13 protein-coding genes (1 of these 13 only partly in view) are annotated in these 25,367 nt (G+C 60.5%); 5 read left to right on the top strand and 8 right to left on the bottom strand.

What is annotated here, in order from left to right; all coding sequences use genetic code 11:
* Window positions 1-140: 140 nt before the first annotated feature.
* From K5D32_RS07375 to K5D32_RS07360, 4 genes are read right to left on the bottom strand one after another with little or no spacing between them, the layout of a single operon-like run.
* Window positions 141-1,079: an ABC transporter substrate-binding protein gene (locus K5D32_RS07375; RefSeq protein WP_311775773.1), complete on the bottom strand. Its 939-nt coding sequence runs from the start codon at window positions 1,077-1,079 to the stop codon at window positions 141-143.
* Between the two features lie 27 nt (window positions 1,080-1,106).
* The gene (locus tag K5D32_RS07370) at window positions 1,107-2,156 is read right to left on the bottom strand and encodes an iron ABC transporter permease (RefSeq protein WP_221576226.1); all 1,050 of its coding nucleotides are present in this window, start codon (window positions 2,154-2,156) and stop codon (window positions 1,107-1,109) included.
* Window positions 2,153-3,136, bottom strand: coding sequence for an iron ABC transporter permease (locus tag K5D32_RS07365; protein WP_221599617.1), 984 nt, complete (start codon window positions 3,134-3,136; stop codon window positions 2,153-2,155). The genes K5D32_RS07370 and K5D32_RS07365 overlap by 4 nt, the downstream gene beginning before the upstream one ends.
* Window positions 3,133-3,936 carry an ABC transporter ATP-binding protein gene (locus K5D32_RS07360; protein ID WP_221599616.1) on the bottom strand — a complete coding sequence of 268 codons (804 nt, stop codon included), beginning with the start codon at window positions 3,934-3,936 and terminating at the stop codon, window positions 3,133-3,135. The genes K5D32_RS07365 and K5D32_RS07360 overlap by 4 nt, the downstream gene beginning before the upstream one ends.
* Window positions 3,937-4,215: 279 nt before the next feature.
* Between K5D32_RS07360 and K5D32_RS07355 the strand changes: the two genes are divergently transcribed.
* Window positions 4,216-6,435, top strand: coding sequence for a TonB-dependent siderophore receptor (locus K5D32_RS07355; protein ID WP_221599615.1), 2,220 nt, complete (start codon window positions 4,216-4,218; stop codon window positions 6,433-6,435).
* A 60-nt stretch (window positions 6,436-6,495) separates the two neighbouring features.
* Here the strand turns inward: K5D32_RS07355 and K5D32_RS07350 are convergent, their stop codons facing one another.
* Window positions 6,496-7,674, bottom strand: a complete 1,179-nt coding sequence (locus K5D32_RS07350; RefSeq protein ID WP_260407286.1) for a carboxylesterase — start codon at window positions 7,672-7,674, stop codon at window positions 6,496-6,498.
* Window positions 7,675-7,870: 196 nt separating this feature from the next.
* On the opposite strand from K5D32_RS07350, the gene K5D32_RS07345 reads away from it, so the two are divergent.
* From K5D32_RS07345 to K5D32_RS07330, 4 genes are all read left to right on the top strand, one after another.
* Entirely contained in the window at window positions 7,871-8,905 is a 1,035-nt protein-coding gene (locus K5D32_RS07345; protein WP_221599614.1) for a LacI family DNA-binding transcriptional regulator, read from the top strand.
* A gap of 154 nt (window positions 8,906-9,059) precedes the next feature.
* Entirely contained in the window at window positions 9,060-10,436 is a 1,377-nt protein-coding gene (locus K5D32_RS07340) for an MFS transporter (protein WP_221593317.1), read from the top strand.
* Between the two features lie 26 nt (window positions 10,437-10,462).
* Window positions 10,463-11,818 (top strand): glucarate dehydratase, encoded by a 1,356-nt coding sequence (gudD, locus tag K5D32_RS07335; RefSeq protein ID WP_221576232.1) that lies wholly within the window; start codon window positions 10,463-10,465, stop codon window positions 11,816-11,818.
* Window positions 11,819-12,204: 386 nt separating this feature from the next.
* Window positions 12,205-12,873, top strand: a complete 669-nt coding sequence (locus K5D32_RS07330; protein ID WP_221576233.1) for a LuxR C-terminal-related transcriptional regulator — start codon at window positions 12,205-12,207, stop codon at window positions 12,871-12,873.
* A gap of 29 nt (window positions 12,874-12,902) precedes the next feature.
* Here the strand turns inward: K5D32_RS07330 and K5D32_RS07325 are convergent, their stop codons facing one another.
* From K5D32_RS07325 to K5D32_RS07315, 3 genes are all read right to left on the bottom strand, one after another.
* A complete protein-coding gene (locus K5D32_RS07325) occupies window positions 12,903-14,909 on the bottom strand; it encodes a MacB family efflux pump subunit (RefSeq protein ID WP_221535955.1) in 2,007 nt (668 codons plus the stop codon).
* Window positions 14,910-14,911: 2 nt separating this feature from the next.
* Window positions 14,912-16,063, bottom strand: a complete 1,152-nt coding sequence (macA, locus tag K5D32_RS07320) for a macrolide transporter subunit MacA (protein WP_025260214.1) — start codon at window positions 16,061-16,063, stop codon at window positions 14,912-14,914.
* 118 nt (window positions 16,064-16,181) lie between these two features.
* Window positions 16,182-25,367, bottom strand: the 3' portion of a protein-coding gene (locus K5D32_RS07315; RefSeq protein WP_221599613.1) for a non-ribosomal peptide synthetase. 8,553 nt of this gene lie beyond the right edge of the window; the window shows 9,186 of its 17,739 coding nt (coding positions 8,554-17,739); its start codon lies off the right edge, out of view; its stop codon occupies window positions 16,182-16,184.

Genomic DNA, 25,367 nt, shown 5'->3' with positions numbered 1-25,367 from the left:
CGCGCCACACCCGTTTCCATTTGAACCCCTCGCCATCCCGATAAGCGTATTTTTTGGAGAGCACAAACTAATACAAACGAGTACCAACATCAATAGAGAATGATTGTCATTTATGACATTTGTATCAAAATTGACACAACTTATTGAGCTTGCAGCACGCTCTCCCGCTCGCCGATATGCGACATCAGCAAATAGGCTGAACCTAACAGGCCTTGCATCGTATCGGCATAGCGGCTGCGGTTCAGATAAAGGAACTGACGATTCTTGACCGCAAACAGATTCTGCCATTGCGGCGACTGCCGGAAGGCCGCCGTGCTGGTCTCCGAATCTAGCAGCTCTTCATATGTATCAATAATGAAATCACTGTTGAAGTCGCCAATTCGCTCCAGGCTGTAGGGCACGTTCTGCCGTGCAGCGCTGTAAGCCGGGACACGTCCCAGGCCAAAATCGGCGATGACATCATCCATGCCACCACGACCGATCAACTGGAAACCATCGGTGTAGACCTCAAGCGTCGTGACGGTGATTCGCGAAGGATCCTTGACACGTTTCTTGAACTCCTTGACGACCCATTGGTACTCACCGAGCATTTCCGCGTAACGCTGTTGCTTGCCCACCAGCTCGGCCAGTTCCCTGGCGTAGGTCTTGATATCGCTTTCCCGCGCAGGCAAGAGCACCACCGGCGCAATCTTGCTGAGCTTCTCCTTGATATCCGCGTGATATGACAATCCGATGATCAGGTCGGGCTTCAAGGCCGCAATCGCTTCCAGATCGGGCGCCTGATGCGAGCCGATGTATTGGATGCCCGTCACATCGAAGCGCTCCTGAGTACCGCGAATCAGCACATCGGAAAACAGCTTCTTGCGCCCGGTGGAGCCGCACGGCTTGACGCCCAGTTCCAGCAATTGCGTGGTCAGGCTGAAGTCATGCAGCGACACGATGCAATGCGGTGCCACAGGCACTTCGACCCGGCCAAAGCTGTTCTCGAACACCCTGGTTTCTGCAGCGTTCACCTTTACGGCCAGCAATGCCAGAGGCACACACAACATGCACGCCACACCCCGGAAAAATCCTTTCACCCGCACTTACCCCCAGACAATTTTGTTTCAGCGATTGCGCTGTCGCGCCAATAACACCATCAGATAAGGCGCACCGATAATGGCGACCACCAGCCCGGCCGGTAGCTGCAAGGGCGGAAAGATGCCCCTTCCCAGTGTGTCGCCAGCCAGAACCAGCAGCGCCCCGAACAGCGCCGACAAGGGCATCAAGGCGCCATGGCGATCACCCGCCAGTTGCCGCGCCAGATGCGGAGCAACCAGCCCGACAAAAGTCATGGTGCCGACATTCGCCACAGCCGCCGCTGTCAGCATGACGCTGCACAGCAACAAGGAAACCATGACACCCGTGACATTCAAGCCTCGGCTGAGCGCAACCTTTTCCCCCAGTTGCAGCAGGTTCAACTGCCGATGACAGAACAACAGCGGCACACCCGCCAGCACCAACCAGAACCCCAGGCTGTGGACCTGCGCCCAGCCGGCCCGATGCAGGCTGCCACCCAGCCACATCAGTGCCGACTCCACCTGATCGATATTGCCGTAAGTGATCAACAGATCGGCGACCGCGCTCAGCATGGCAGTAAGCCCGACGCCCACCAGAATCAGGCGCAGCGGCGAGATGCCCTGACGCCAGGACAACAGCGCCACAAAGAACGCCACCGCCAGGCCACCGGCCAGCGCCGCCAATGGATACAGTTCCAGCGGCAGAAGCCCGGGCCAGAGCACGATGATCAGCAGCATGGTGACGCTGGCGCCCGACTCCACACCCACCAGACCGGGCGCCGCCAGCGGATTGCGGGTCAACGACTGCATCAGCAGGCCGGCCAGGGACATGGCCGCCCCCGCCAGGATCGCCAGCACCACACGGGGCAAGCGCAGCTCCCAGAGCAGATTGCGGACTGTCGGGCTGGCTTGTTCGGGTGCCAGCACTGCCTGCCAGGCCTGGGCAACACTCAGGGAAAAACTGCCAACGGTCAGCGCATAAAGGGCCAGCCCGATCACAGCTCCTGTCAGCACCACCACTGAAATCAGGTCGATGGGCCGGGCAATCCAGGGCAGCAACGGCAAGGCTCTGGGCAAGGTCAGTCCGGCGCGCCTCATTTGACCTTCCTCAGTACCAGGATGACAAAAACGGGACCGCCGATCAGGGCCGTCACGATACCGGTATTGAGCTCGAACGGACTGACCACGGTGCGCGCCGCAATATCCGCCAGAATCAGCAGCAACGCGCCAAGCAAGGGCGCGGCCAGCAGCAGACGACGATAATCATCGCCAAACAGCAGGCGCGCCGCATGGGGTACCACCAGCCCGACAAAACCGATAGGCCCTGCCAGCGCCACCGCACACCCGGACAACAGGACCACCGAGGCCAGCCCGAACACGCGCATCCGCAACAAGCTGACCCCCATGCCGGCAGCCGCTTGCGGCCCCAGCCGGTGAGCATTCAAGGCCCGCACATTGAGCAGACACAGAAACATGCCCAGCAAGACATAAGGCCAGACCCAGGTCTGCATGGTGCCGCCGGTCACGCCGATGGAGCCGCTCAGCCAGCGCCGCAGGCTGTCGAGGCCTTGCTGATCGAGCAGCAACAGAATTGAAGTGATTGCACTGAACAGCGCCGCAATCATGGCACCCGACAGCGTCAATCGAATCGGGTTATGGCCCCTGCCCGCCAGCAGCAGGACGCCGATGGCAGCCGTCAGCGCACCGGCAAAGGCAAATAACGGAATCATCGACAAATCGTTGCCCGGCATCACCAGCAGCCCGAACACCACGAACAGTGCCGCGCCGCTGTTGATACCGAGAATCCCCGGATCGGCCAGCGGGTTATCGCCGACTGCCTGCATGATGGTACCGGCAAGCCCGAGGCTGGCACCGACCAGCAGCGCGACCAGCAGGCGCGGCAGGCGACTGCCACGAATGACACTGTGATCGGGATTGCCCGGCACATAGGCAACCAGTGCCTGCCAGGTTTCGTGCCAGGGAATGCTTTTTGCGCCAACCGCCAGATGAATCAGTGCGGCCAGGGCGATTGCCATCAACAGACCCAGCCAGACCGGCAACCGTAGACCGTGACTCACATCGCCTCCTGCACGGGCAGCGACTTGCTTCGGTTCGACTGCGGGACGCATAACGGGTCGCCGGAATAAGGGTCGGTGATGATGTGTGCATCCAGATCGAAGACTGCCTTGAGGTTTTCCCGGGTGAACACCTCGGCAGGCGCGCCCTGGGCCAGCAAACGACCGCCGCGCATCATCACCAGATGATCGGCGTAACGTGCGGCCTGGTTCAGGTCATGCAGGACTGCCACGATGGTCTTGCCCTGCTCGCGAAGATCCACCAGCAGTTCGAGCAGCGTGATTTGATGGGCGATATCAAGAAAGGTGGTGGGCTCGTCCAGCAGAATCACCGGCGTATCCTGAGCGAGGGTCATGGCAATCCAGCAGCGCTGCAACTGCCCGCCCGACAGGGTTGCCAGCGAACGATCGAGCAGAGAGTGGATACCGGTCAGCTCGATGGCACGGTCGATGGCCTGCTGGTCCTGCTCGGACCATTGGCGCCACCAGCTCTGCCAGGGGAAACGCCCCTGCATCACCAGTTCACGCACGCTCATGCCAGCGGGTGATGTCGCACGCTGAGGCAGCAATGCCATCTGTTGTGCCAGCGCCCGACGTGAATACTGGCGCAGCGGCTTGCCGGCCACCTGAACCTCGCCTGCGTTCGGGCGCAGCATATGTGCAAGCACATTGAGCAAGGTGGTCTTACCGCAGCCATTGGCACCGATCAGCGCCGTGAAACGGCCTTCGGGAATGTCCAGGCTGACACCATTGAGAATCTGCTGTTCGCCATAGCTCAACCGCACTCCGGTGGCTTTCAGCATGGCCTTCCCTCCGCACGGGAGAGGGCTAATCGAATCACTCATCGAGCAATGCCCTGCATCGTTTTTTCGTCCCGTCAGGCTATCAGGGGCATCAGTGGGCCACAGAATGTATCGAAAATGAAATAAATCTGTACCTACGCAACAATCTTAATGCTAAACCTTATCATTTACAGATAAAGTACGGCCCGTCGATACCAGCCCGGTTGAGCCGCTGATGGCACAGGATGCAGGGCATATGGCTATTCCTAAAGTCAAAATGTAAATCCAAGGACTCCCTCGATGCTTGAAAGAAAAACAACAGTTAGCACCGAAAACCGTTACACACGACGCCCTCCTGTGTTTCACCTGACCACCCTGGCATTGGCTTTGAGCAGCGTCATCTCGGCGCAGGCAATCGCGGCGGACGAAGCATCCGACAAGAATGCCGTTCAACTCACCAATATCAACATCAACGCCGACACCCCGGAAAACCCGACTGCCCCGCTGGCCGGCAAGGTTGCCCTGCGCAATACCAGTGCCACCAAGACCAACGCGGCCATCACCGAAACACCGCAGTCGCTGTCCGTGGTGACTGCCGATGAAATCAACGACCGCAAGTCCGACACCCTGGCCGATGCCCTGAGCTATACGCCGGGCTTCACCAGCCAGCCATCGAGCTTCAATCGCACGTCCGACCGCTTCCGTATCCGCGGTTTCGACGTAGAGTCTGCTACCGGTGGTTCGCTGCGTGACGGCCTGCGCTTGCAGAACAACTCCTACGACGGCGTTCAGGAACCCTACGGCCTTGAGCGTGTGGAAGTGATCCGTGGCGCGGCCTCGGTCCTGTACGGCCAGTTGTCGCCTGGCGGATTCGTCAACGGCGTCAGCAAGCGTCCGACCGACACCCCGCTTCATGAGCTGGGTCTGCAATACGGCAACAATGATCGCAAGCAACTGACGGGCGACTTCAGCGGCCCGCTGGGCGACAGCGATACCCTCAGCTATCGCCTGACCCTGTTGCAACGCGACAGTGGCACTCAGCAGGACCATATCAATGACGACAAGCTCTACATTGCTCCGGCCCTGACCTGGCGTCCCAATGAAGACACGTCACTGACCTTGCTGGCTTTCCACCAGAAAAGCGACACGCGCTTCTCGGCGCCACTGCCTTATCAGCTCGTCAAAGGCCTCGGCAACGGCCCCTTTACCATTGGCCGTCACGACTTCATCGGTGAGCCCGGCTACGACGACATGAATGGCGAAATGTCCGCCATCGGTTATGAGTTCGAGCATAACTTCAACGACAACATCCGCATCAGCAACAAGCTGCGTTATTACGAAGCGGAGATGAAGTGGAAGTACTTGCAGATCCCGAACAATAACGCCGCAGCAATAGCGGCTGTCAATTCGGCTGCCAGAAATGGCTTGCTGACTCGCCAGTACAGCGACCGTCACGAGCGCTCCAGGGCCTTGGCCAGCGATACAAACGTCGAAGCACGCTGGAACATCGGCGGTGTGGAAAACACTTTTCTGATCGGTGCCGACACCTATGATGCATCCTATGACTCGCATAACTTCAGGGGCAACGCGCCCTCTTTGAATCTCGCCACCTACAACTATGGGCAGCCGGTGGTAGTGAACAAGGCGCTGGCCCTTGAACGTGGCTCTCAGATCGATACCCTGCAGACCGGAGTCTATCTGCAAGACCAGATCAAGTTCGACGATCACTGGCTGCTGCTACTCGGTGGTCGCCACGACTGGGCTAACCAGGATCAGAGAGCTTTTGCCAACGGCCAGAAACGGCACCAGTCGGACGAATCAACCACTTGGCGCGCAGGCCTGGTGTACCAGGCAGATAACGGCCTGGCTCCATACATCAGCTACAGCGAATCCTTCTTCCCGGTATCGGTGGCGGATGCGCCTACCCAGAGCTTCGCACCGACCGAAGGCAAGCAGTATGAAATGGGTATTCGCTACCAGCCCCCTGGCAGCAATATCCTGTTGAGTGCAGCTGTTTATGAGCTGACTCAGAAAAACGTTCTGAGGCCTGACCTTGCCGGGAATGTCTCACAAGTGGGCGAACAGCGCTCCCGTGGATTTGAACTTGAAGCCAAGGCCGATGTAACGCCGCAACTCAGCGTCATTGCCACCTATGCCTACACCGATGCACGCATTACCGAAAGTGCGATCCAAGCCGAAGTGGGCCAACGCAGCGAAGATACGCCTTATCATCAGGCCGCATTGTGGACCGACTACAACTTCGCCCTGTTCGGCATTCCGCAACTGAAGATTGGTGGTGGTGCGCGCTACAAGGGCACAACCCAGGCTTCGGGTATCGAGTCGCAGATGCCGGCTTACTTCCTGTTTGACGCCATGGCCAGCTACCAGATCGACAAGAACTGGGACATTGCCCTTAACGCCAACAACGTGACGAACAAGAAATACACCTACTGTGAATTTGCGATTTGCCGTTACGGCGATGAGCGCGAGCTGGTGACTTCCGTCAATTTCAGGTGGTAAAAACCCTGTAGGAACGAATTCATTCGTGAAGCTTTTCGCGAATGAATTCGCTCCCACGACTCACCCCTTCGGTTTCGCAGCCTCCAGCACCCCTCGGATAACCTGCGATTGCCACGCAAAGTACGGGTTGTAAGTCAGGCGCGCATGCACCTTGCCCGATTCACGATAGCCCCACTCGGAATACCATACCTCTTCCCCTGCCTCACAACGCGCAACATCCTTGGCATTCAGGCCATTCCAGCAGAAACGCAGTTTCCCCGATCGACCATACAGAGCGTTTTGCGGCGAAAACAGGATGCCCATATGGGAAAACTGGCTGATACGCTCGTCCGCCAGGCGATCTGTGCGGGTCAGGATGCGTGATGAATCCGGTGCGCCGGCCTTTTCCTGGCCATACCAGATCAATCGGCTGGCAGGGTTTGTAAAGCGGCTGCTGAACAGTTCTCGCACATACTGCACGTCGACCACGGAGTCCTTTTCACTGAGAACAATGGCCACGGGCCGGTCGAAGTTTTCATGTTCTATAAAGCTGCGAACCGCCACGCTGCTGCGGTAGAACTGGGCGAAACCGTTCGTAGGCACGTTGTAATAGCGTACGGGCGATTGCTGCGGACGAGACTCGTTGGGCGGGACGATCCAGGTCCTGACATGGGCCAGCCATGGCGTGACCCAATCGAAGGTGGCACTGGAGCGGATGGCCGGTGAAAACAGCACAAGGCCATTGATGGCGGGATCCTTCATGGCATAGGCGAGCGCCAGATTGGCACCGGTCGAAAACCCGCCCAGGTAAACCTCAGGGAACTCCTGTCGTAGCAGTGCAACCTGCTCCTGCACCAGTTGCTGCCATTCTTCCAGGTGGATGTCGATCAGGTCTTCAGGCCGGGTGCCATGCCCTGGCAGCAATGCAACACGCACGACATAGCCCTGATCGGCGAAATCCTGAGCGACGTCAACGAATGACCAGGGTGAATCTCCCAGCCCATGCAGCAAGAGCAGCGCCTTGCCGGACGGTGCTGCAGGACGGATCTCGAAAGGGGCGTTCCACACCAGCTCATTGTCACGGCTTTCAGTCTGGAAAAGACGCCGATCACGAATTTCCTGCCGTGTATCCTGCAGATACGCCTGAAAACTCGCGTGGTGTGTAATGGTTTTTTCAGCCTCTGGCTGACGGGTGCATCCCATGGCCAGAATCATGAATGCCATGCTGGCCGCTACCCTGGCCATGAGTGACTGGTGCATCGTTTCCCAACCCCGATCCTTGCTGAATGTTGTTCATCGTAATCATCCGCCCACACCAGCGATACTTTATTTAGCGGGTGGTTTCACACGTCATGGTTTGCCCTGCCCTGCATCCTTTCGTAAAATGCCCGCCACCCTCGGGAAAGCCTTGATACAGCGAGCTTCCCACTCATTGATCAGCGCAGTCAGGACATCCGTGGCAAGAAAATCCAGAAGGGATCTCATCAATGCAACGGGCACAGGCGATGCACCGGTCACGGTCATCGATGTAGCGCGTGCAGCCGGGGTTTCCCCCATCACGGTTTCTCGCGCGGTCAATCGTCCCGAGCTGGTCAGCGATGCAACCCGTGAGCGGGTGCTGGAAGTGGTCAAGGCCATGGGTTATGTGCCCAATCTTCTGGCTGGCAGCCTTGCCAGCAGCAAAAGCAAGCTGGTAGCTATCCTGCTGCCCACCATTGCCCACTCGATTTTTGCCATTGCCGTGCAAGCCATCATGGATCGCCTGACGGACGCCGGGTATCAGTCGTTGCTTGGCCCCACCGGCTACTCCCCGGAAAAGGAAGAGTCTCTGCTGGAAGCCATTCTTGGTCGTCGCCCCGACGGTATCGTGCTGACCGGTACGCTGCACACCGAAGGCAGCCGCGCCCGGCTGGCCAGCGCCGGTATTCCGGTGGTCGAGGCCTGGGACCTGAGCGACACGGCGCTGGATATGCAGGTCGGTTTCTCCCATGAAAAGGTGGGTGAATTTGTGGCCGATCACTTCGTCGCCAAAGGCTATGAGCGCTTTTCGGTGATCACGGTCGACGATCCTCGCGGGATTCGCCGCTGCAACAGCCTGATTCAACGCCTGGAACAACATGGCCTGTCTGAAGTGCCAGTCGAGGTGCTGCCTTTGCCCGCGACCTGGGAAGTGGGCCGCGAAGGACTCAAGCGTCTGCTGCTGCGCCCCGAGCGCCCGCAACTGGTGTTCTGCAGTTCCGATACCGTCGCCATGGGCGTACTCGCCCAGGCCACAGAGTTGGGTTTGCGGGTTCCCCAGGACATTGCCGTGCTGGGCTTCGGCGATACGACCAACAGTCGGTTCGCGCAACCGGCGCTGTCGACCATCAGCGTCAACTCCACACTGATGGGCCATGAAGTCGCACAGGCTCTATTGCGCCGCTTTGAGGGTGATACCTCGGTCACCCACTTCGACAGTGGCTTCTCGCTGATCGAACGCGCCAGCACCTGATCCCCCTTCGTTTTCAAAAAATCTGCTGTTCTGGGCTTGAATGATAACGTTATCTGAATAATGATAACGTTATCGTTGTACGACAACGGATGAGTCGGCTTGCCCTGCTCACACTTATCTACCCGCATAAAAACAACTAGTGGGAGCGTCATCCATGCAAGAACCGAAGAAAACCCGCGCCCGGTATCTGATCCTGCTCATGCTGTTTCTGGTGACCACGATCAACTTTGCCGACCGCGCAACCATCTCCATTGCCGGGTCCAGCATCCAGAAAGACCTGGGTATCGACTCCATTACCCTCGGCTACATCTTTTCCGCTTTCGGCTGGGCCTATGTGCTTGGCCAGATCCCCGGCGGCTGGCTGCTGGACCGCTTCGGCTCCAAGAAGGTCTACGCGGCAAGCATCTTCACCTGGTCTCTGTTCACCCTGCTGCAAGGCTATATCGGTGAGTTCGGGGTCGGCACGGCGGTGGTGGTGCTGATCCTGCTGCGCATGATGGTCGGTCTGGCCGAAGCGCCCTCCTTTCCGGGCAATGCGCGCATCGTGGCTTCATGGTTCCCGACCAAGGAACGCGGTACGGCTTCGGCGATTTTCAACTCGGCCCAGTACTTCGCCACAGCCCTGTTCGCACCGCTGATGGGCTGGATCGTCTACCGCTTCGGCTGGCAGTACGTATTCATCTTCATGGGCGCCATAGGCATCGTGTTCTCGATGATCTGGATGAAGGTCATCTACAGCCCGAAGGATCACCCGCTGGCCAACGCTGAAGAAGTCCGCTACATCGCCGAAAACGGCGGCCTGATAGATCTCGATGACAGGAAAAAGAAAGCCGATGGCGGCCCGAAATGGGATTACATCCGTCAACTGCTCACCAACCGCATGATGGCCGGTGTCTATCTCGGGCAGTTCTGCATCAACTCGCTGACGTACTTCTTCCTGACCTGGTTCCCTGTGTACCTGGTCCAGGAGCGCGGCATGACCATCCTCAAGGCTGGCCTCATCGCCTCACTGCCTGCCATCTGCGGTTTCCTGGGTGGCGTGCTGGGCGGTGTGTTCTCGGACATGCTGCTGCGACGCGGCAACTCCCTGAGCGTGGCGCGTAAAACGCCTATCGTCGTCGGCATGCTGCTGTCGATGTCGATGATCATCTGCAACTACGTCGAAGCCGACTGGATGGTTGTCGCGTTCATGGCGCTGGCCTTTTTCGGCAAGGGCGTCGGGGCGCTGGGCTGGGCGGTGGTATCCGATACCTCCCCGAAACAGATCGCCGGTCTGGCTGGCGGCCTGTTCAACACCATCGGCAACCTGTCCTCGATCAGCACACCTATCGTGATCGGTTACATCATCGCCGCCACCGGCTCGTTCAAGATGGCCCTGGTCTTTGTCGGCGCCAACGCCTTGATCGCCGCCATCAGCTACCTGTTCATCGTGGGCGATATCAAGCGCATTCACCTCAAGGGGATCAGTGATCCGCTGGAAGACAAGCCGCTACAGGCTGATTCGCCAGCCGCTCCTCACACTCCTCGCTGACTCACAACAAGAAAGGACTTTGATTCATGACTGCTCAGACTTCCAGCCAGGTAACACGCGGCGCTCCGGTCATCACTGAACTGCAGGTCGTTCCCGTTGCGGGCCACGACAGCATGCTGCTCAACCTCAGCGGCGCCCACAGCCCGTACTTCACTCGAAACGTGCTGATCCTCAAGGACAACGCCGGCCATATCGGCGTCGGCGAAGTCCCGGGCGGCGAAGGTATTCGCAAAACCCTGGAAGACGCCAGGGACCTGCTGATCGGCCAGTCCATCGGCAATTACCAGCATCTGCTGAAACAGGTCCGAACCGCCTTTGCCGATCGCGACGTCGGCGGCCGTGGCCTGCAAACCTTCGATCTGCGTATCACCATCCATGCCGTCACGGCCGTGGAATCCGCCCTGCTGGATCTGCTTGGCCAGCACCTGGAAGTGCCGGTATGCGCCCTGCTCGGTGAAGGTCAGCAACGGGATGCAGTGGAAATGCTGGGCTATCTGTTCTATGTCGGCGATCGCACCCGTACCGACCTGGCCTATCGCTCGGAGGCCGATGCCGATAACGCCTGGTTCCGCTTGCGCAACGAAGAAGCCCTGACCCCGGAAAAGATCGTCAGCCTGGCTGAAGCGGCCTATGAGCGTTATGGCTTCAAGGATTTCAAGCTCAAAGGCGGCGTGTTGCGCGGTGATGAAGAGATCGAAGCGGTCACGGCCCTGGCCGAGCGCTTCCCGGACGCGCGCATCACACTGGACCCGAACGGCGCCTGGTCATTGAAAGAAGCCATCCGCCTGTGCCGCGACCAGCATCATGTGCTGGCGTATGCCGAAGACCCGTGCGGTGCGGAAAACGGTTTCTCCGGGCGTGAAGTCATGGCCGAGTTCCGTCGCGCCACCGGCTTGCGCACCGCAACCAACATGATCGCGACCGACTGGCGTCAGATGGGCCACGCCATTCAATTGCAGTCGGTGGATATTCCGCTGGCCGATCCGCACTTCTGGACCATGCAGGGTTCGGTGCGTGTCGCGCAGATGTGTAATGAGTGGGGGCTGACCTGGGGTTCACATTCCAATAACCACTTCGATATTTCCCTGGCGATGTTCACCCAGGTTGCGGCTGCCGCTCCTGGCCAGATCACCGCCATCGACACCCACTGGATCTGGCAGGACGGACAGCGCCTGACCAAAGAGCCGCTGAAAATCGAGGGAGGCCTTGTGGCCGTGCCGAAAAAGCCGGGCCTTGGGATCGAACTGGATATGGACGCCCTGCAAAAGGCCCATGAAGTCTACAAGGGCATGGGGCTGGGTGCCCGTGACGACGCCACCGCCATGCAGTACCTGATTCCGGACTGGACGTTCAACAACAAGCAGCCTTGCCTGGTGCGCTGATCGATTCCCAGCTGTAGACCCGAAACTGGCCACTCCGTTGGCAGCCGGCGCACAACCCCCTTGTGCGCCGTTTTTTATCGTCCTCGAAAAACCCTGATGTATACCCTGCCAAAGTCGCAAACATGTAACAGAATGCGTACAGAATCCAGTACACAACTCGGCTGTCCTATCCTCCTTATCGCTTTAGATATCAACGGCAAGATGTTGATTTGAAGGCAATATAGCCCCATAAAACTTCACCTCTCAGCTCGTCTGAAGCCTTTCAAACCCTGGCTTTTTGCTACATCAAAATGTATATACAAGCAATCACGCACATTCACATTCGTGACCGAGATCTCTTTATTGACGTCGAAAATGGGTCCCGCTACATCATCATGGATGAAAAAATGCCCCATAATCTGTTTCCGCAAATTGGCCCAGTCATCGCCAGTATTGGTAGTCGGAATTTCTCACGTGCGTTTCAGGAGCTGATCAATACGCAGCTTGGAATCGATGCCGCACATCTTCATGCGCTGCCACAGCCCCTGCAATCCGAGCACTCCAGCGCTCGGGCGATGTTTGACGAAACCGTCACCTCACCACGCGCCCTCAGTATGTTCACGGATTCGGTTCACCTTTACCCATTGCAGGAGTCCGATGGCTACTGCTGCCGAATCACGGTTTTCCGTGCGCCTCCTTCGCTCTGTTTCTCCGCTGGCGAGCGTCGTCGGTTGAAAGACATCTCTCCGTTTCTGTTTTCGATACTCGAAAAACATGTGGAAGCCTTACAGGCTGTCTTGTCCAGAGCCGAGGCCAACAAAACTGAAAGCCTTGAAGACCGCTTCCACGAGCGCCTTCGCGAAACCGGCCTGACGCTTTCCGAGCGGGAAACACAGGTCTGTCTCGGGCTGCTGGCCGGGCATACGGCCCTGGAACAGGCCGAGCGTTTGACGCTGAAGGTCAATACCGTGGGCAGTTATCAGCGCCGCGCCGCCGTCAAGCTGGGGATCAGCGGGCGCAACTCGTTGATGCGCTGGATGTATGCGTCAGCCGAGGGCGTTTCCATGGCCAACTGAGGCCCTGGAAACACCCTGGGGCGCGGGTATCAATCCCGCGCCAGCGCCTCGATAGGATCAAGCCTTGCCGCATTGCGTGCCGGTACAAAACCGAACAGCACGCCAATCAATGTCGAACAGGCGAAGGCGGTGACGATCGAAGCCGGTGAGAACACCATCTCCCACTGTTTGACGAACAGCGTAAACAGGTAGCCGATCCCGTACGACAACGCGATACCGATAACCCCGCCTATCAGGCAGACCATCACAGCCTCCACCAGAAACTGCTGGCGGATATCCGACTGGCGAGCGCCGACGGCCATGCGGATACCGATTTCACGGGTGCGCTCGGTCACCGACACCAGCATGATGTTCATCACCCCGATACCACCGACCACCAGGGAAATCACCGCGATCAGCGACAGCAGCAAGGTCAGCGAGCGACTGGTTTTCTGCACTGTCTGCATGACGCTGTCGAGGTTATTGGTGAAGAAGTCCTTGGTGCCGTGGCGCTGCAGCATGAGGGCCTTGATCTCTTCCTCCACCTGCTTGCTCGGCATGCCGTCCTTGACCCGCACGCTGATGCTGTCCAGATGGCGCTGGCCCAGCACACGACCGGCTGCCGTCTCGTAAGGCATCCAGATATTGAGGGTATTGCCAGCGATGAACAGGTTCTTGTGATCGCTGGTAACACCAATCACCGTACACGGCAGATTGCCGATCAGGATCACCTTCCCCAACGGATTCACACCCGGCCCGAACAGCCGCTGCGCGGTATTGTGATCGAGCACCACCACCTGGGCCTGACGCCGTGCATCCTGCTCGTTGAAGGTGATGCCGGCCGCCAGCTGGATGTTGCGTACCTGGAAGTACCGGTTGCTGACGCCGTTAAGCTGGGCATCGACGTCAATGTTGCGATAGCGAACCAGCATGCTGCGACCAACCACCGGCGTAGCGCTGTCGATGTAATACATCCGGTTGAGCGCCGCGACGTCGGACGGCAACAGGGTTTCGATGGACTTGGCCCGGCTGTCACCGAAGTTGCTGCCGGCGTAGATATCGATGGTGTTGCTGCCGATGGCCTGGATGTCCTTGAGCACGTAGCGCTTGGCCCCTTCGCCAATGGCCGAGATGGACACTACCGAGGTGATACCGATGATGATCCCGAGCATGGTCAGCAAGGTGCGCATGCGGTGCGAAATCAGGGCGATCCAGGCCATGTTGAAGGCTTCGCGAAACAGGCCGAGGCTGACACCCAGGCGCCGGGCCGCGCCCTGATGCTGCAACTGCGGCTCGGGTTCGGGCGCAGCCTGTGCCTTCTGCACCGTGCGCTGGTCACTGATGATCTCGCCATCACTGACTTCGATGATGCGCTCGGCGTGGGCCGCGACCTTGGGGTCGTGGGTGACCAGAATCACCGTATGGCCGAGGCCATGCAGCTCAAGAAGGATGTTCATCACTTCCTTGCCGCTGGCGGTGTCCAGGGCACCGGTGGGTTCGTCGGCCAGAATCACCTGGCCGCCGTTCATCAAGGCACGGGCAATACTCACCCGTTGCTGCTGCCCACCGGACATCTGGCTCGGCCTGTGCGACAGGTGCCCACTGAGCCCCAGGCGCGTCAGCAACTCTGACGCACGCTGATGCCGCTGCGCCTGGGATTTGCCGGCATACACAGCCGGGATCTCGACGTTGCGCACGGCATCCAGGTGCGGCAGCAAGTGATAGCGCTGGAAAATGAAGCCGAAATGGTCACGACGCAGCGCCGCCAGTTCCTCGTCGTCGAGGTCACGGGTTTCCTGGCCGTTGACCTTGTAGCTGCCGCCGCTGGCATGGTCCAGACACCCGAGGATGTTCATCAGCGTCGACTTGCCCGAGCCCGAGGCACCGATGATCGCCACCAGCTCGCCTGCATGAATCGCCAGATCGATGTGCTTGAGTGCCAGAAACTCGCGGTCTCCGGCCATGAAACTGCGGCTGACACCTTGCAGGTGCAGGATCGGGCTGCCTGTATCGATCGTCGTCTCGTGGAGAGCTGCAACCTCTACCTTCTGGTTCATGCTCAGGACCCCGCCACGGTCGCTGACGGATCGGCGATGACCACCTGATCACCTTCGGCGAGCCCGTTCTTGATCTCCACCTGAACGTTATTGTTGATCCCGGTCTGAACCTTGCGCTCCTGGGCGAAACCGCTCTTGTCCAGGACACGAACGGTGTAGACACCTTCTGCATCGCGATTGCCCAGCGCTGCCACCGGCATGCTCAGGGCATTCTTGGCGGTGTCGAGAACGATACGCACCTGAGCGGTCATGGAGATGCGCAGGCGATGATCGAGGTTCGGCACTTCAAACAACGCGTTATAGAACACTGCCGAGTTCTGCTTGGATGACGAACCGCTGCCTTCGGTTTCCAGGTAGTCCTGTGGCGCTGGCTCGGTGCCGCGCAGCGTGGCGTAGTAGCGTTTCTCTTCACCCAGAATCGTGAAGTAGACCTCCTGACCCGTGCTGATATGAATCACGTCAGCCTCTGAAACCTGAGCCTTGATGGTCATGGTGTCCAGGTCCGCCAGCTTGAGCAGTACCGGCGCAAGTTGCTGGGCGATAACGGTCTGGCCTTCCTGGGTCACGATACCTACCACGTCGCCGTCGATGGGCGCGACGATGCGGGTGTAGCCCAGATTGACCTTGGCCGTGTCGATCTGCACCTGGGCGCTTTTGATCTGAGCATCCAGGGCGCTGACGTTGGCTTGCTGCACTTCATAGTCGGACTCGGCATTCTCGAAGTCCTGACGGGAAATAGACTGATCGGTCTGTAATTCCTTGTAGCGATCATAAAGGCGCTTGGCCTGTTTCATCTGGGCTCTGGCCGAGAGCCGGTCGGCCTGCAGCTTTTCCTCGTCCACTTCGGCCTGACGCAAGGTGTTGCGCAGTACCAGGGGGTCGATTTCAGCCAGCCACTGGCCCTTCTTGACCTTGTCTCCCAGCTTGACCTTGAGCGACTTCATCTGCCCGGAAACCTGGGCACCGACGTCAACCTGCTTGATGCCTTCCAGCACGCCCGTGGCCAATACGGCGTTCTCGATGTCGCTTCGCTCGACCCTGGCGGTGATGTAGGTCGGCGGCTTGGCCGGGGCTTCGATGGCATACAACACGGCACCGGCCACCAATACCAGGGCAGTACCCAATCCAACCTTACGCAATTTCGACTTGTTCATAGATGCCCACTGATACTTGAAGATCGCGCCCATCAAACGGGGCGATAACTGACTTTTCGGTGTTCTGTGCAGCAGAGCTTCCCGCGCTCATTGGCGGGAAGCTCCTTTCTTCATGGCCTCATGACAGCGTTTCCTCGACCCCGACTGTCAGCCTGTCGTACCACCATGCAGCGAGGCTGTAGACGTCTGGCGCCTTGAGGATGCTGAAGTGGTTACCCGGACCATCCCAGACCGCCAGTTGTGGCAACAGATGCTGCCAGCCAACGGCCATGGCGGCCTGCTCGATCAGGTTGGCTTCGGCGTCCAGGCGCGTGTCCGTCACCCGCACCAGACTGGCCGGCCCTGTGTAGCCCTGGCCTGGCAGGTAAACGGTGCGCAAGGCCGTGGCGAAGGTGCGGAAGATCCCGTGCAGAGCTTGTGGCGCCAGGCGTGGCGGCAACAGGCCGACACGAACCATGGCTTCCTGCAGCAGGCGCAACTGGGTGGCGTCATCACTCTCGGCGAAGCCTTGCTGGTCAAGGTCCAGACGTTTGCCGCTGGAAATCTGCAGCGCCTCGATCAGTTCCTTCAGCGCCGCCGTGGTGGTGTAAGGCTTGCTGAGCACGCCTTCGCCGCCGGGCGCTTCGCTGTCGATCAGGGTCAGGGAAGCCACTTCCCGGCCACGTGCCTGAAGCTTCACAGCCATGGCATGAGCCGCCCAGCCGCCAAAGGAATGGCCGACCAGATGCAGGGGACCTTGCGGGTAGAAATCCTCGATTTCCTGCACGTAACGGTCTGCCGCGGCCTCGACCTGGCTATGGGGCACGCTGCGTCCGTCCAGACCACGCGGTTGCAGGCCATAAATCGGCCAGTCCGGCCCGAAGGCCTCCACCAGGCCGATAAAGCTGGTGACGCTGTCACCGGCACCCGGCACGCAGAACAGCGGCGTCTTGCCGTTCTTGCCGCTCTGAATCGCCAGCAAGGCCTGATAGCCCGGCACTGCCGGAGCCTTGGCCGGTTCCGCCGCCAGCACCTGAGCGATGGCCTGACCGAGTACCTGCACATGAGGTGCCTGCATCATGGTCTGGTGATCGCCCGGTACATCGATGCTGTGCAGTTGACCGGGTTGCAAGGCCTCGGCCCAGCCCAGGGTCGCGCTGGTTCCGGCCGGCGCCATCGGACGCTCCTCGGCACGGAACTGATGCACCGCCAGGCTGATGGGCTCCAGTCGGTAATGGGCCAGAGCGTGACCGTGGGCCACTTCCCGCTCAAGGAAGTGCTGCAGTTGCTGATCGCTGGCCTGAGCCAGTTCCGGATGCAGCAGTTGTTCATCGCGGCACAACAATAGCAGCGCCTCAAAGCCCGGCATGGCCGGCTGCTCCAGGATTGAAGCCAGACGCGCCAGTGGCGCAACACCCGCTTCGCCCTGAGCCTTCCAGTGCGCGGTGCAGTGAGACAGCAGTTGCCGCTCCAGCAGGTTCGGCCCTTGCCAGCGCGCCTTGCCCTGATCGGTCAGACGCGGCACGTAGGTGTCGATCAGGCCGAGGAAGTCGACCTTCTCGTCCATGCCCAGCAGTTGCGTGGCAACTTCATAAGCCAGTACCCCGCCGAACGACCAGCCAGCCAGACGGTACGGTCCCTGTGGCTGCACGTCGCGAATCAGCCCGACCAGACGCGCCGCCAGGCATTCCATGGTGCGCAGTTGCGGTTGACCCAGGCCAATGCCCGGCAATCCGTAGATCGGGAAGTCGCCTTGCAGATGACGGCCCAGTACCGGGAAGTAGGCATCCAGGCCGGTAAAGTCATGAACCAGGAACAACGGCGGCTGTTTGCCGTCCGCCCGCACGGTAATAACGTCTTCGGCCTCTGTCGGCCCGGCCGGACGCTGATCGAGCAGACCGGCCAGCGCAGCGATGCTGGAATGCTGGAACAACTCGGCCAGGGTCAGCGGCACGCCGGACTTCTGGATCAGGCTGACCAGACGGATCGCCGACAGGGAATGACCGCCCAGCTCGAAGAAGCTGTCATGGCGCCCTACTCGCTCGACTTCCAGCACCTCGGCCCACAACTCGGCCAGACGCTCTTCCAGCGGCGTTTCAGGTGCCTGATAGGTGGCAGTCGCCATGGCATCCAGGCTCGGAACCGGCAGCGCACGGCGGTCGACCTTGCCGTTCTGGGTCAGCGGCAGTGCATCGAGGCCGACATAAGCGGCTGGCACCATGTATTCCGGCAAGCGGCCCAACAAATGAGTGCGCAAGGTGCTGCCGTCGAGTTCAGGTTCCAGACGGGTGAAGTACGCCACCAGACGCAACGCACCCTGCTCCAGACGCTGAGTCGTGACCACCACTTCGCCGATGCCTGGGCACAGAGCCAGTTGCTGCTCGATTTCCCCCAGTTCGATACGCACGCCACGGATCTTCACCTGATCGTCGTTGCGGCCCAGGTATTCCAGGGTTCCGTCGGCCAGCCAGCGCACCAGGTCGCCGGTGCGATACATCCGTGCTTGTGGCTGCGCAGTGAACGGATCGTCGAGGAAGCGCTCGGCGGTCAGGTCCGGACGGTTCAGGTAGCCACGAGCAACACCGGCACCGCCGATGTACAACTCGCCCGGCACGCCCAGCGGCACCGGCTGCTGACGCTCGTTCAGCACATAGAGACGGGCATTGGTCACCGGCTTGCCGATGTGCAGCACGCCGCCCACTTCCATGGTCCCGGAACTGGCCACGACTGTGGCTTCGGTCGGACCGTAGTTGTTCACTACGGCAAAGCCCGGATCGCGGTTGAAGTTACGCAGGCGGTCGCCACCGATCAGCAAGGTGCGCAGGGTCGGATGACGCAGCTCGCGGCTGAAAGCGTACTCGGCCACCGGCGTCGGCAGGAAAGACACTTGCAGCGGCTGAGCCAGCCACCAGTCCAGCAGCGTATCGAGCTGTTCGTTTTCCACCTCGGCTGGAGGAATGTGCAGCACGGCACCCGCGCACAGGGCTGGCCAGATTTCCCAGGCCGTGGCATCGAAGCCAAAACCGGCCACGCTGGCGGTGTGGCTGCCAGCTTTCAAGTCGAAGGCCTGGCAATGCCAGTCCACCAGATTGTTCAGGGTGTAGTGTTCGACCATCACGCCCTTGGGCAGGCCGGTAGAGCCCGAGGTGTAGATCACATAGGCCAGGTTGGCCGAGGTCAGGCCCGGAACCAGCGGGTTCTCTGGACTGGCCGCCCAGTCCGCACGATCAAGGGCAATCACCGGCACCGGCAGTTCAGGCAGACGCGCCAGCAGGTCGAGCTGAGTCAGCACCACCACCGGCTCGCTGTTTTCCAGCAGGTAGCTGATGCGGTCGTCCGGATGGCCTGGGTCGACCGGCACATAACCCGCGCCCGCCTTGAGCACAGCCAGCAGGCCGACCAGGGTTTCCAGCCCGCGACGGGCTACCACCGCCACCCGATCATCCGGGCGTACGCCTTGGCCGATCAGGTGATGGGCCAGCGCATTGGCACGGCGATTCAACTCGCTGTAGCTCAAGTGATGACCGCCCACTTGCGCGGCAATGGCATCAGGCTGCACAACCGCCTGCTGCTCGATGCGCTGGTGAACGGTCAGTGCCGTTTCATGCTCGGCCAGGTGATCGTTGAAGCCTTCCAGCAATTCGACCCGCTCGGCCACCGGCAGGATGCCCAGCGCCTCGACCGGTGTCTGCGGTGCCTGCTCCAGAGCCGCCATCAAACCTTCCACGGCGTTGATCAGGTACGCGCAGATACGCCGTGCATCGATACCCGCCGAGGTCAGCGCGCTCAGCTCGAAATCCTCGCCAAGATCGTCGACGCTCAAGGTCAGCGGATAGTTGCTGCGCTCTTGCGCCTGCAACAACTCGATCCCCTGCCAGGCCGTGCTGGCCGCTTCGTCGGCAGCTTGCGGTGCCGCGCTATGGCGATAGTTGAACAGCGCGCTGAACAAAGGCGCACCCGCTGGCAAGGCGCTGCAACGCTGGGCCAGTGCCAGCGGCGCATGCTCGTGGGCAAACAGCCCGGTCAGGCGGCGATGGGTTTGCAGAACCACGTCGCGCACCGGCTGGTTACCCAGGTCGATACGCAGCGGCAAGGTGTTGATGAACACACCCAGGGTGCGCTCAACCCCTTCACCGCCCTGCAAGCGTCCGAGCAACACGGTGCCGAACACCACTTTTTCACGACCGGACAAGTGGCCCAGCACTTGAGCCCAGGCCAGATGCATCAGGCTTGCGGCACTGACGCCCAACTGACGGGACTGATCGCGGACCCGACGGGACAAGGCGCCATCCAGACGCTGACGGGCTTCGCCTGGCACATCCGCGCCCGGCAACGTCGCCTGACCGTAAGGCAAGGTTGGTTCGTCCAGGTCGCCCAGTTGCTCGCGGAAGAACGCTTCATGGGCTTCATCGCCAGGCCCCAGCAGAGCCTGAGCGATGTAGTTGCGATACGGCACCGGCTCAGGCAATTGCGCCTCAAGGCCCAGCAATACGGCTTGCAACTCGTGGCTCAGCAGCTCCAGCGCCATGTGGTCCATGATCAGGTGATGGAACAGCAGCACGGCGACGATGCGCTGGTTGTCCGGATCATCGGCATGCACCAGACGCAACAGCGGTGCCGCGTCCAGATTCAGCGGCTCGGCGTCGCTCAAGGCGGCCAGCGGCACTTCCACCACCGGCAGTTCGGCATTGCGCCAGACCACCTGCACCGGCGTTTCCAGACCTTCCCAGCTCAGCGAAGTGCGCAACACATCGTTACGGGCGATGACACGCTGCAAGGCCGAGCAGAACGCGTCCAGACGTTCGCGATTGGCAAAGGCAAAGCGCGCCTGCAAGCGGTAAGGATCGTCCTCAACCGACGTCAGGTAATGGTAGAAAATACCGGCCTGCAACGGCCCCAGCGGGTAAATGTCCTGCACGTTCGCAGCACCGCCAGGAATGCTGGCGACGATACGGTCGATGGCAGGCTGATCCAGCGTCACCAGCGGCAACAGATCCGGCGTGATGCGCGAGCAATCCGCCGTGATCAGGTTGGCCGGTACTTGCACGCCATGGCTGCTGCCGATGCCGCTGGCCAGGGCGGCCAGGGTTGGCTGGGCGAACAGCACGCGGATATCGGCTTCCAGGCCGAGACGACGAATGCGCGCCACCAGGGTAACCGCCAGCAACGAATGCCCGCCCAGTTCAAAGAAGTTGTCGTGACGCCCTACCCGGTCAACCTGCAGCAGCTCGCTCCAGATTTCGGCCAGATCGGTTTCCAGTTGACCTTGCGGCGCCTCGTAGTCGCGACCCGGCAATGCATCGCGATCCGGAGCAGGCAAGGCACGGCGGTCGACCTTGCCATTGGCGGTCAGCGGCCAGGCATCCAGACGCACAAAGGCGCTGGGCACCATATAGCCCGGCAAGACCGTCAACAGCTCGGCACGCAGTTCGGTGACAGACGTCGGCGCTGTATTGGCCTGCTGAATGAAATAGGCCACCAGTCTCGGCTGGCCTGGCTCATCTTCACGCGCCAGTACCAGCGCTTCTTCGATCCCCGGCAACTGACCCAACTGGCTTTCGATCTCGCCCAATTCGATCCGCACACCACGGATCTTCACCTGATCGTCGTTACGACCCAGGTATTCCAGCGTGCCATCGGCGTTCCAGCGCGCCAGGTCGCCGGTGCGGTACATCCGCGCCCCCGGCTGTTTGCTGAATGGATCGTCGAGGAAACGCTCGGCGGTCATTTCCGGACGGTTCAGGTAGCCACGGGCCACGCCATCGCCCGCCACATACAGCTCACCGGCTACGCCAAACGGCACCAGTTGCTGATGCTCGTCCAGCAGGTAAACCTGGGTGTTGGCAATCGGCTTGCCGATATCCAGGCTGCCATCGGGAAACAGCTGACCTGAAGTGGCAACAACGGTGGCTTCAGTCGGGCCGTAGTTGTTGATCACGGCAAAGCCCGGATCACGGTGGAACTGACGCAGACGGTCGCCACCGATCAACAGGGTGCGCAGCGTCGGGTGACGCAAATCGCGGCTGAAAGCGTATTCGGCCACTGGTGTCGACAGGAAGGACACTTGCAGCGGCTGAGCCAGCCACCAGTCCAGCAGCGAATCCAGTTGCTCGTTGCTCACATCCGCAGGCGGCACGTGCAAGGTCGCACCGGTACACAAGGCTGGCCAGACTTCCCAGGCCATGGCGTCGAAACCAAAACCGGCGACGCTGGCGGTGTGGCTGCCAGCGTGCAGATCAAAGGCTTCGCAATGCCAGTGCACCAGATTGCTCAGGGTGCGGTGTTCGACCATCACGCCTTTCGGCTGGCCGGTCGAGCCCGAGGTGTAGATCACATAAGCCAGATTGGCGTCCGTCAGGCCTGGCACCAGAGGATTGCTTTGCTGATCGACCCAGTCCGGACGATCCAGAGCAATCACCGGCACGGACAATGGCGGCAGACCGGCCAGCAGTGTGTGCTGAGTCAAGACGGCCACCGGTGCGCTATCGCTCAGCAGATAAGCAATGCGCTCATCCGGATGCGCCGGGTCCACCGGCACGTAACCCGCGCCCGCCTTGAGCACGGCCAGCAGGCCGACCAGTGTTTCCAGCCCGCGACGGGCCACCACGGCCACACGATCATCAGGACGCACGCCCAGGCTGATCAGGTGATGGGCCAAGGCATTGGCCTTGCGGTTCAGTTCGCTGTAGCTCAGGTGCTGATCGCCCACTTGCGAGGCGATGGCATCGGGTTGCTGAACAGCCTGGGCTTCGATCAAGCCATGAATGGTCTGACCTTGCGGGACTTCCAGACCTGTAGCGTTGAGTGCTTCCAGCAGGTACTGACGCTCTTGCTCGCCCACCAGCGCGACCTGATCCAGCACGGTCTGTTCGTTGCTCACCAGCGCTTGCAACAGTTGCTCGAAGTAATGAACGTAACGACCCACAGTGGCTTCGTCGAACAGTGCCAGCGCGTAGTCCAGCGTGCCGACCAGTGTTTCGCCCTGCTCGCCCAGGTTCAGCGACAGGTCGAACTTGGACACCTGACTGGCCTGTTCGACCGGCGAGACGATCAGCCCGTCCATTGCCGGAACCGAACCTTCGCCTGCCAGCCAGTTCAAGGTGGTCTGGAACAGTGGCGCGTGAGCCAGGCTGCGCTCCGGACGCACGATTTCCACCACCTGCTCGAATGGCAGGTCCTGATGATCCTGAGCTTCCAGAACACGCTTCTTGACCTGCGCCAGCAAGGCTTTGCCGGTCGGTGCGCCCGAGGTGTCGATACGCACCGCCAGGGTGTTGACGAACAAGCCGACCAGCCCTTCCAGTTCGGTGCGACCACGGCCTGCCATCGGGCTGCCGATCACTACGTCGTTCTGTCCGGACAGGCGCGCCAGCAGCGTCGCCCAGGCTGTCATCAGCGTCATGTACAACGTTACGCCCTGACGTTGAGCCAGATTCCGCAGGCCGCTGCTCAGGTTTGCATCCAGATGCACCGCAAGGCTACCGCCCGTGAAATCCTGCTGCGCCGGACGTGGCCGGTCAGTGGGCAGCATCAGCAGCGTCGGTGCACCGCCCAGCGCTTCACGCCAGTAGGTGGACTGCTGTTGCAGACGCTCGCCCGTCAGCCATTGACGCTGCCAGACGGCATAGTCGGCGTACTGGATAGCCAGTGCTGGCAAAGGATCAGCCTCACCCAGACGCAAAGCCGGGTACAGAGCCAGCAGTTCGCGGGTCAGCACGCCCATGGACCAACCGTCAGCGACGATGTGGTGCACGGTCAGCAACAACACGTGATTATCGTCGGCCACCTGCAACAGGCGACCACGGATCACCGGGCCACGGGTCAGGTCGAAAGGTGCCGCAGCTTCTGTGCGAACCCGCTCAGCCAAAGCTTCAGGGTTATGGCGCAGGTCTTCCAGCGGCAGCACGACTTCACCGGACACTGGCGCAAACAGCACTTCTGCACCGTCTTCCAGAGCGATAAAGCGGCTGCGCAAGGTTTCGTGACGCTCGATGACACGAGCCAGGGCACGGGACAGCGCTGGCACATCAAGAGCGCCTTGCAGGCTCAGGGCCATCGGGATGTTGTACGCCTCGTTGCCACCTTCCATCTGCGCCAGGAACCACAGGCGCTGCTGGGCGAAGGACAACGGCAATGACTGGTCACGAGCCGCCGGCAGAATCTGCATTTGCTCGCTACGCCCGATGCCGGACACAGCCGCTGCCACGGCAGCCAGTTCGCCCAGAGCAAAGAGTTCACCCAATGGCAACTCGACGCCCAATTGCTGGCGTACCTGGGAAACCATGCGCATGGCCAGCAGGGAATGCCCGCCCAGATCAAAGAAGTGATCGTGGCGACCCACTTGCTCAACCTGCAGCACTTCGGCCCAGATCTGTGCCAGAGCGATTTCGATCTCGCCTTGCGGCGCTTCGTAGGTCTGGCCGAACAGCGCCGAACGATCCGGCTTGGGCAGCGCACGGCTATCGAGCTTGCCGTTGGCGGTCAACGGCAGGGTTTCCAGCTCGACGAACGCGGCGGGAACCATGTATTCCGGCAGGTTGGCCTGCAAGGCCGCACGCATCTGCTCGGATGTGAGGGCTTCGACGTCCTGATGCTGGGTGAAGTAGGCAACCAGACGCACACGCCCCGGCTCGTCTTCACGGGCCAGTACCACGGCGTCACGGACACTGGGCAGTTCGTGGAGACGGCTGACGATTTCGCCCAGCTCGATACGGAAGCCACGGATCTTGACCTGATCGTCGTTACGGCCCAGGCATTCCAGCTGGCCATCTTCCAGCCAGCGACCCAGGTCGCCGGTACGGTACATCGTGGCACCCGGCTCATCGCTGAACGGGTCGGTGAGGAATTTCTCGGCCGTCAGGTCCGGACGGTTCAGATAACCCTGAGCCACGCCGTCGCCGCCAATGTACAGCTCGCCTATAACACCCTGCGGCACCAGACGCTGATGGGCATCCAGCACATAGATGCTGGTATTGCCGATTGGACGGCCAATGGAAACCGACTCGGCACCTTCGGCCACTTCCCGCACTTCGTTGGTGGTGGCAAAGGTGGTGGTTTCGGTCGGGCCATAGCCGTTTACCAGACGTGGTCCCGGCGCATGTTCCAGCATGGCGCGGAAACTGGCCGGATCAGCGCGTTCGCCACCGGACATCAGGTAGCGCAGGCCCTTGAGTGCGTCGGGAATCAGTTGCACGTACTGGTTGAACAGCGCGGTGGTGAGGAACAGCACGCTGACCGTGCGCAAGGCATCGCTCAGGCGCGTCGGGTCGATCAGGGTCTGGTGGTCGATGATCAGCAGTTGCCCGCCGTTGAGCAAGGCACCCCA

Source organism: Pseudomonas cichorii (assembly GCF_019719005.1).
In the GTDB taxonomy this organism is placed as follows: Bacteria; Pseudomonadota; Gammaproteobacteria; order Pseudomonadales; family Pseudomonadaceae; genus Aquipseudomonas; species Aquipseudomonas cichorii_E.
Note: the sequence above shows the minus strand (reverse complement) of the source record. Positions and strands in the feature narration are given on the sequence as shown.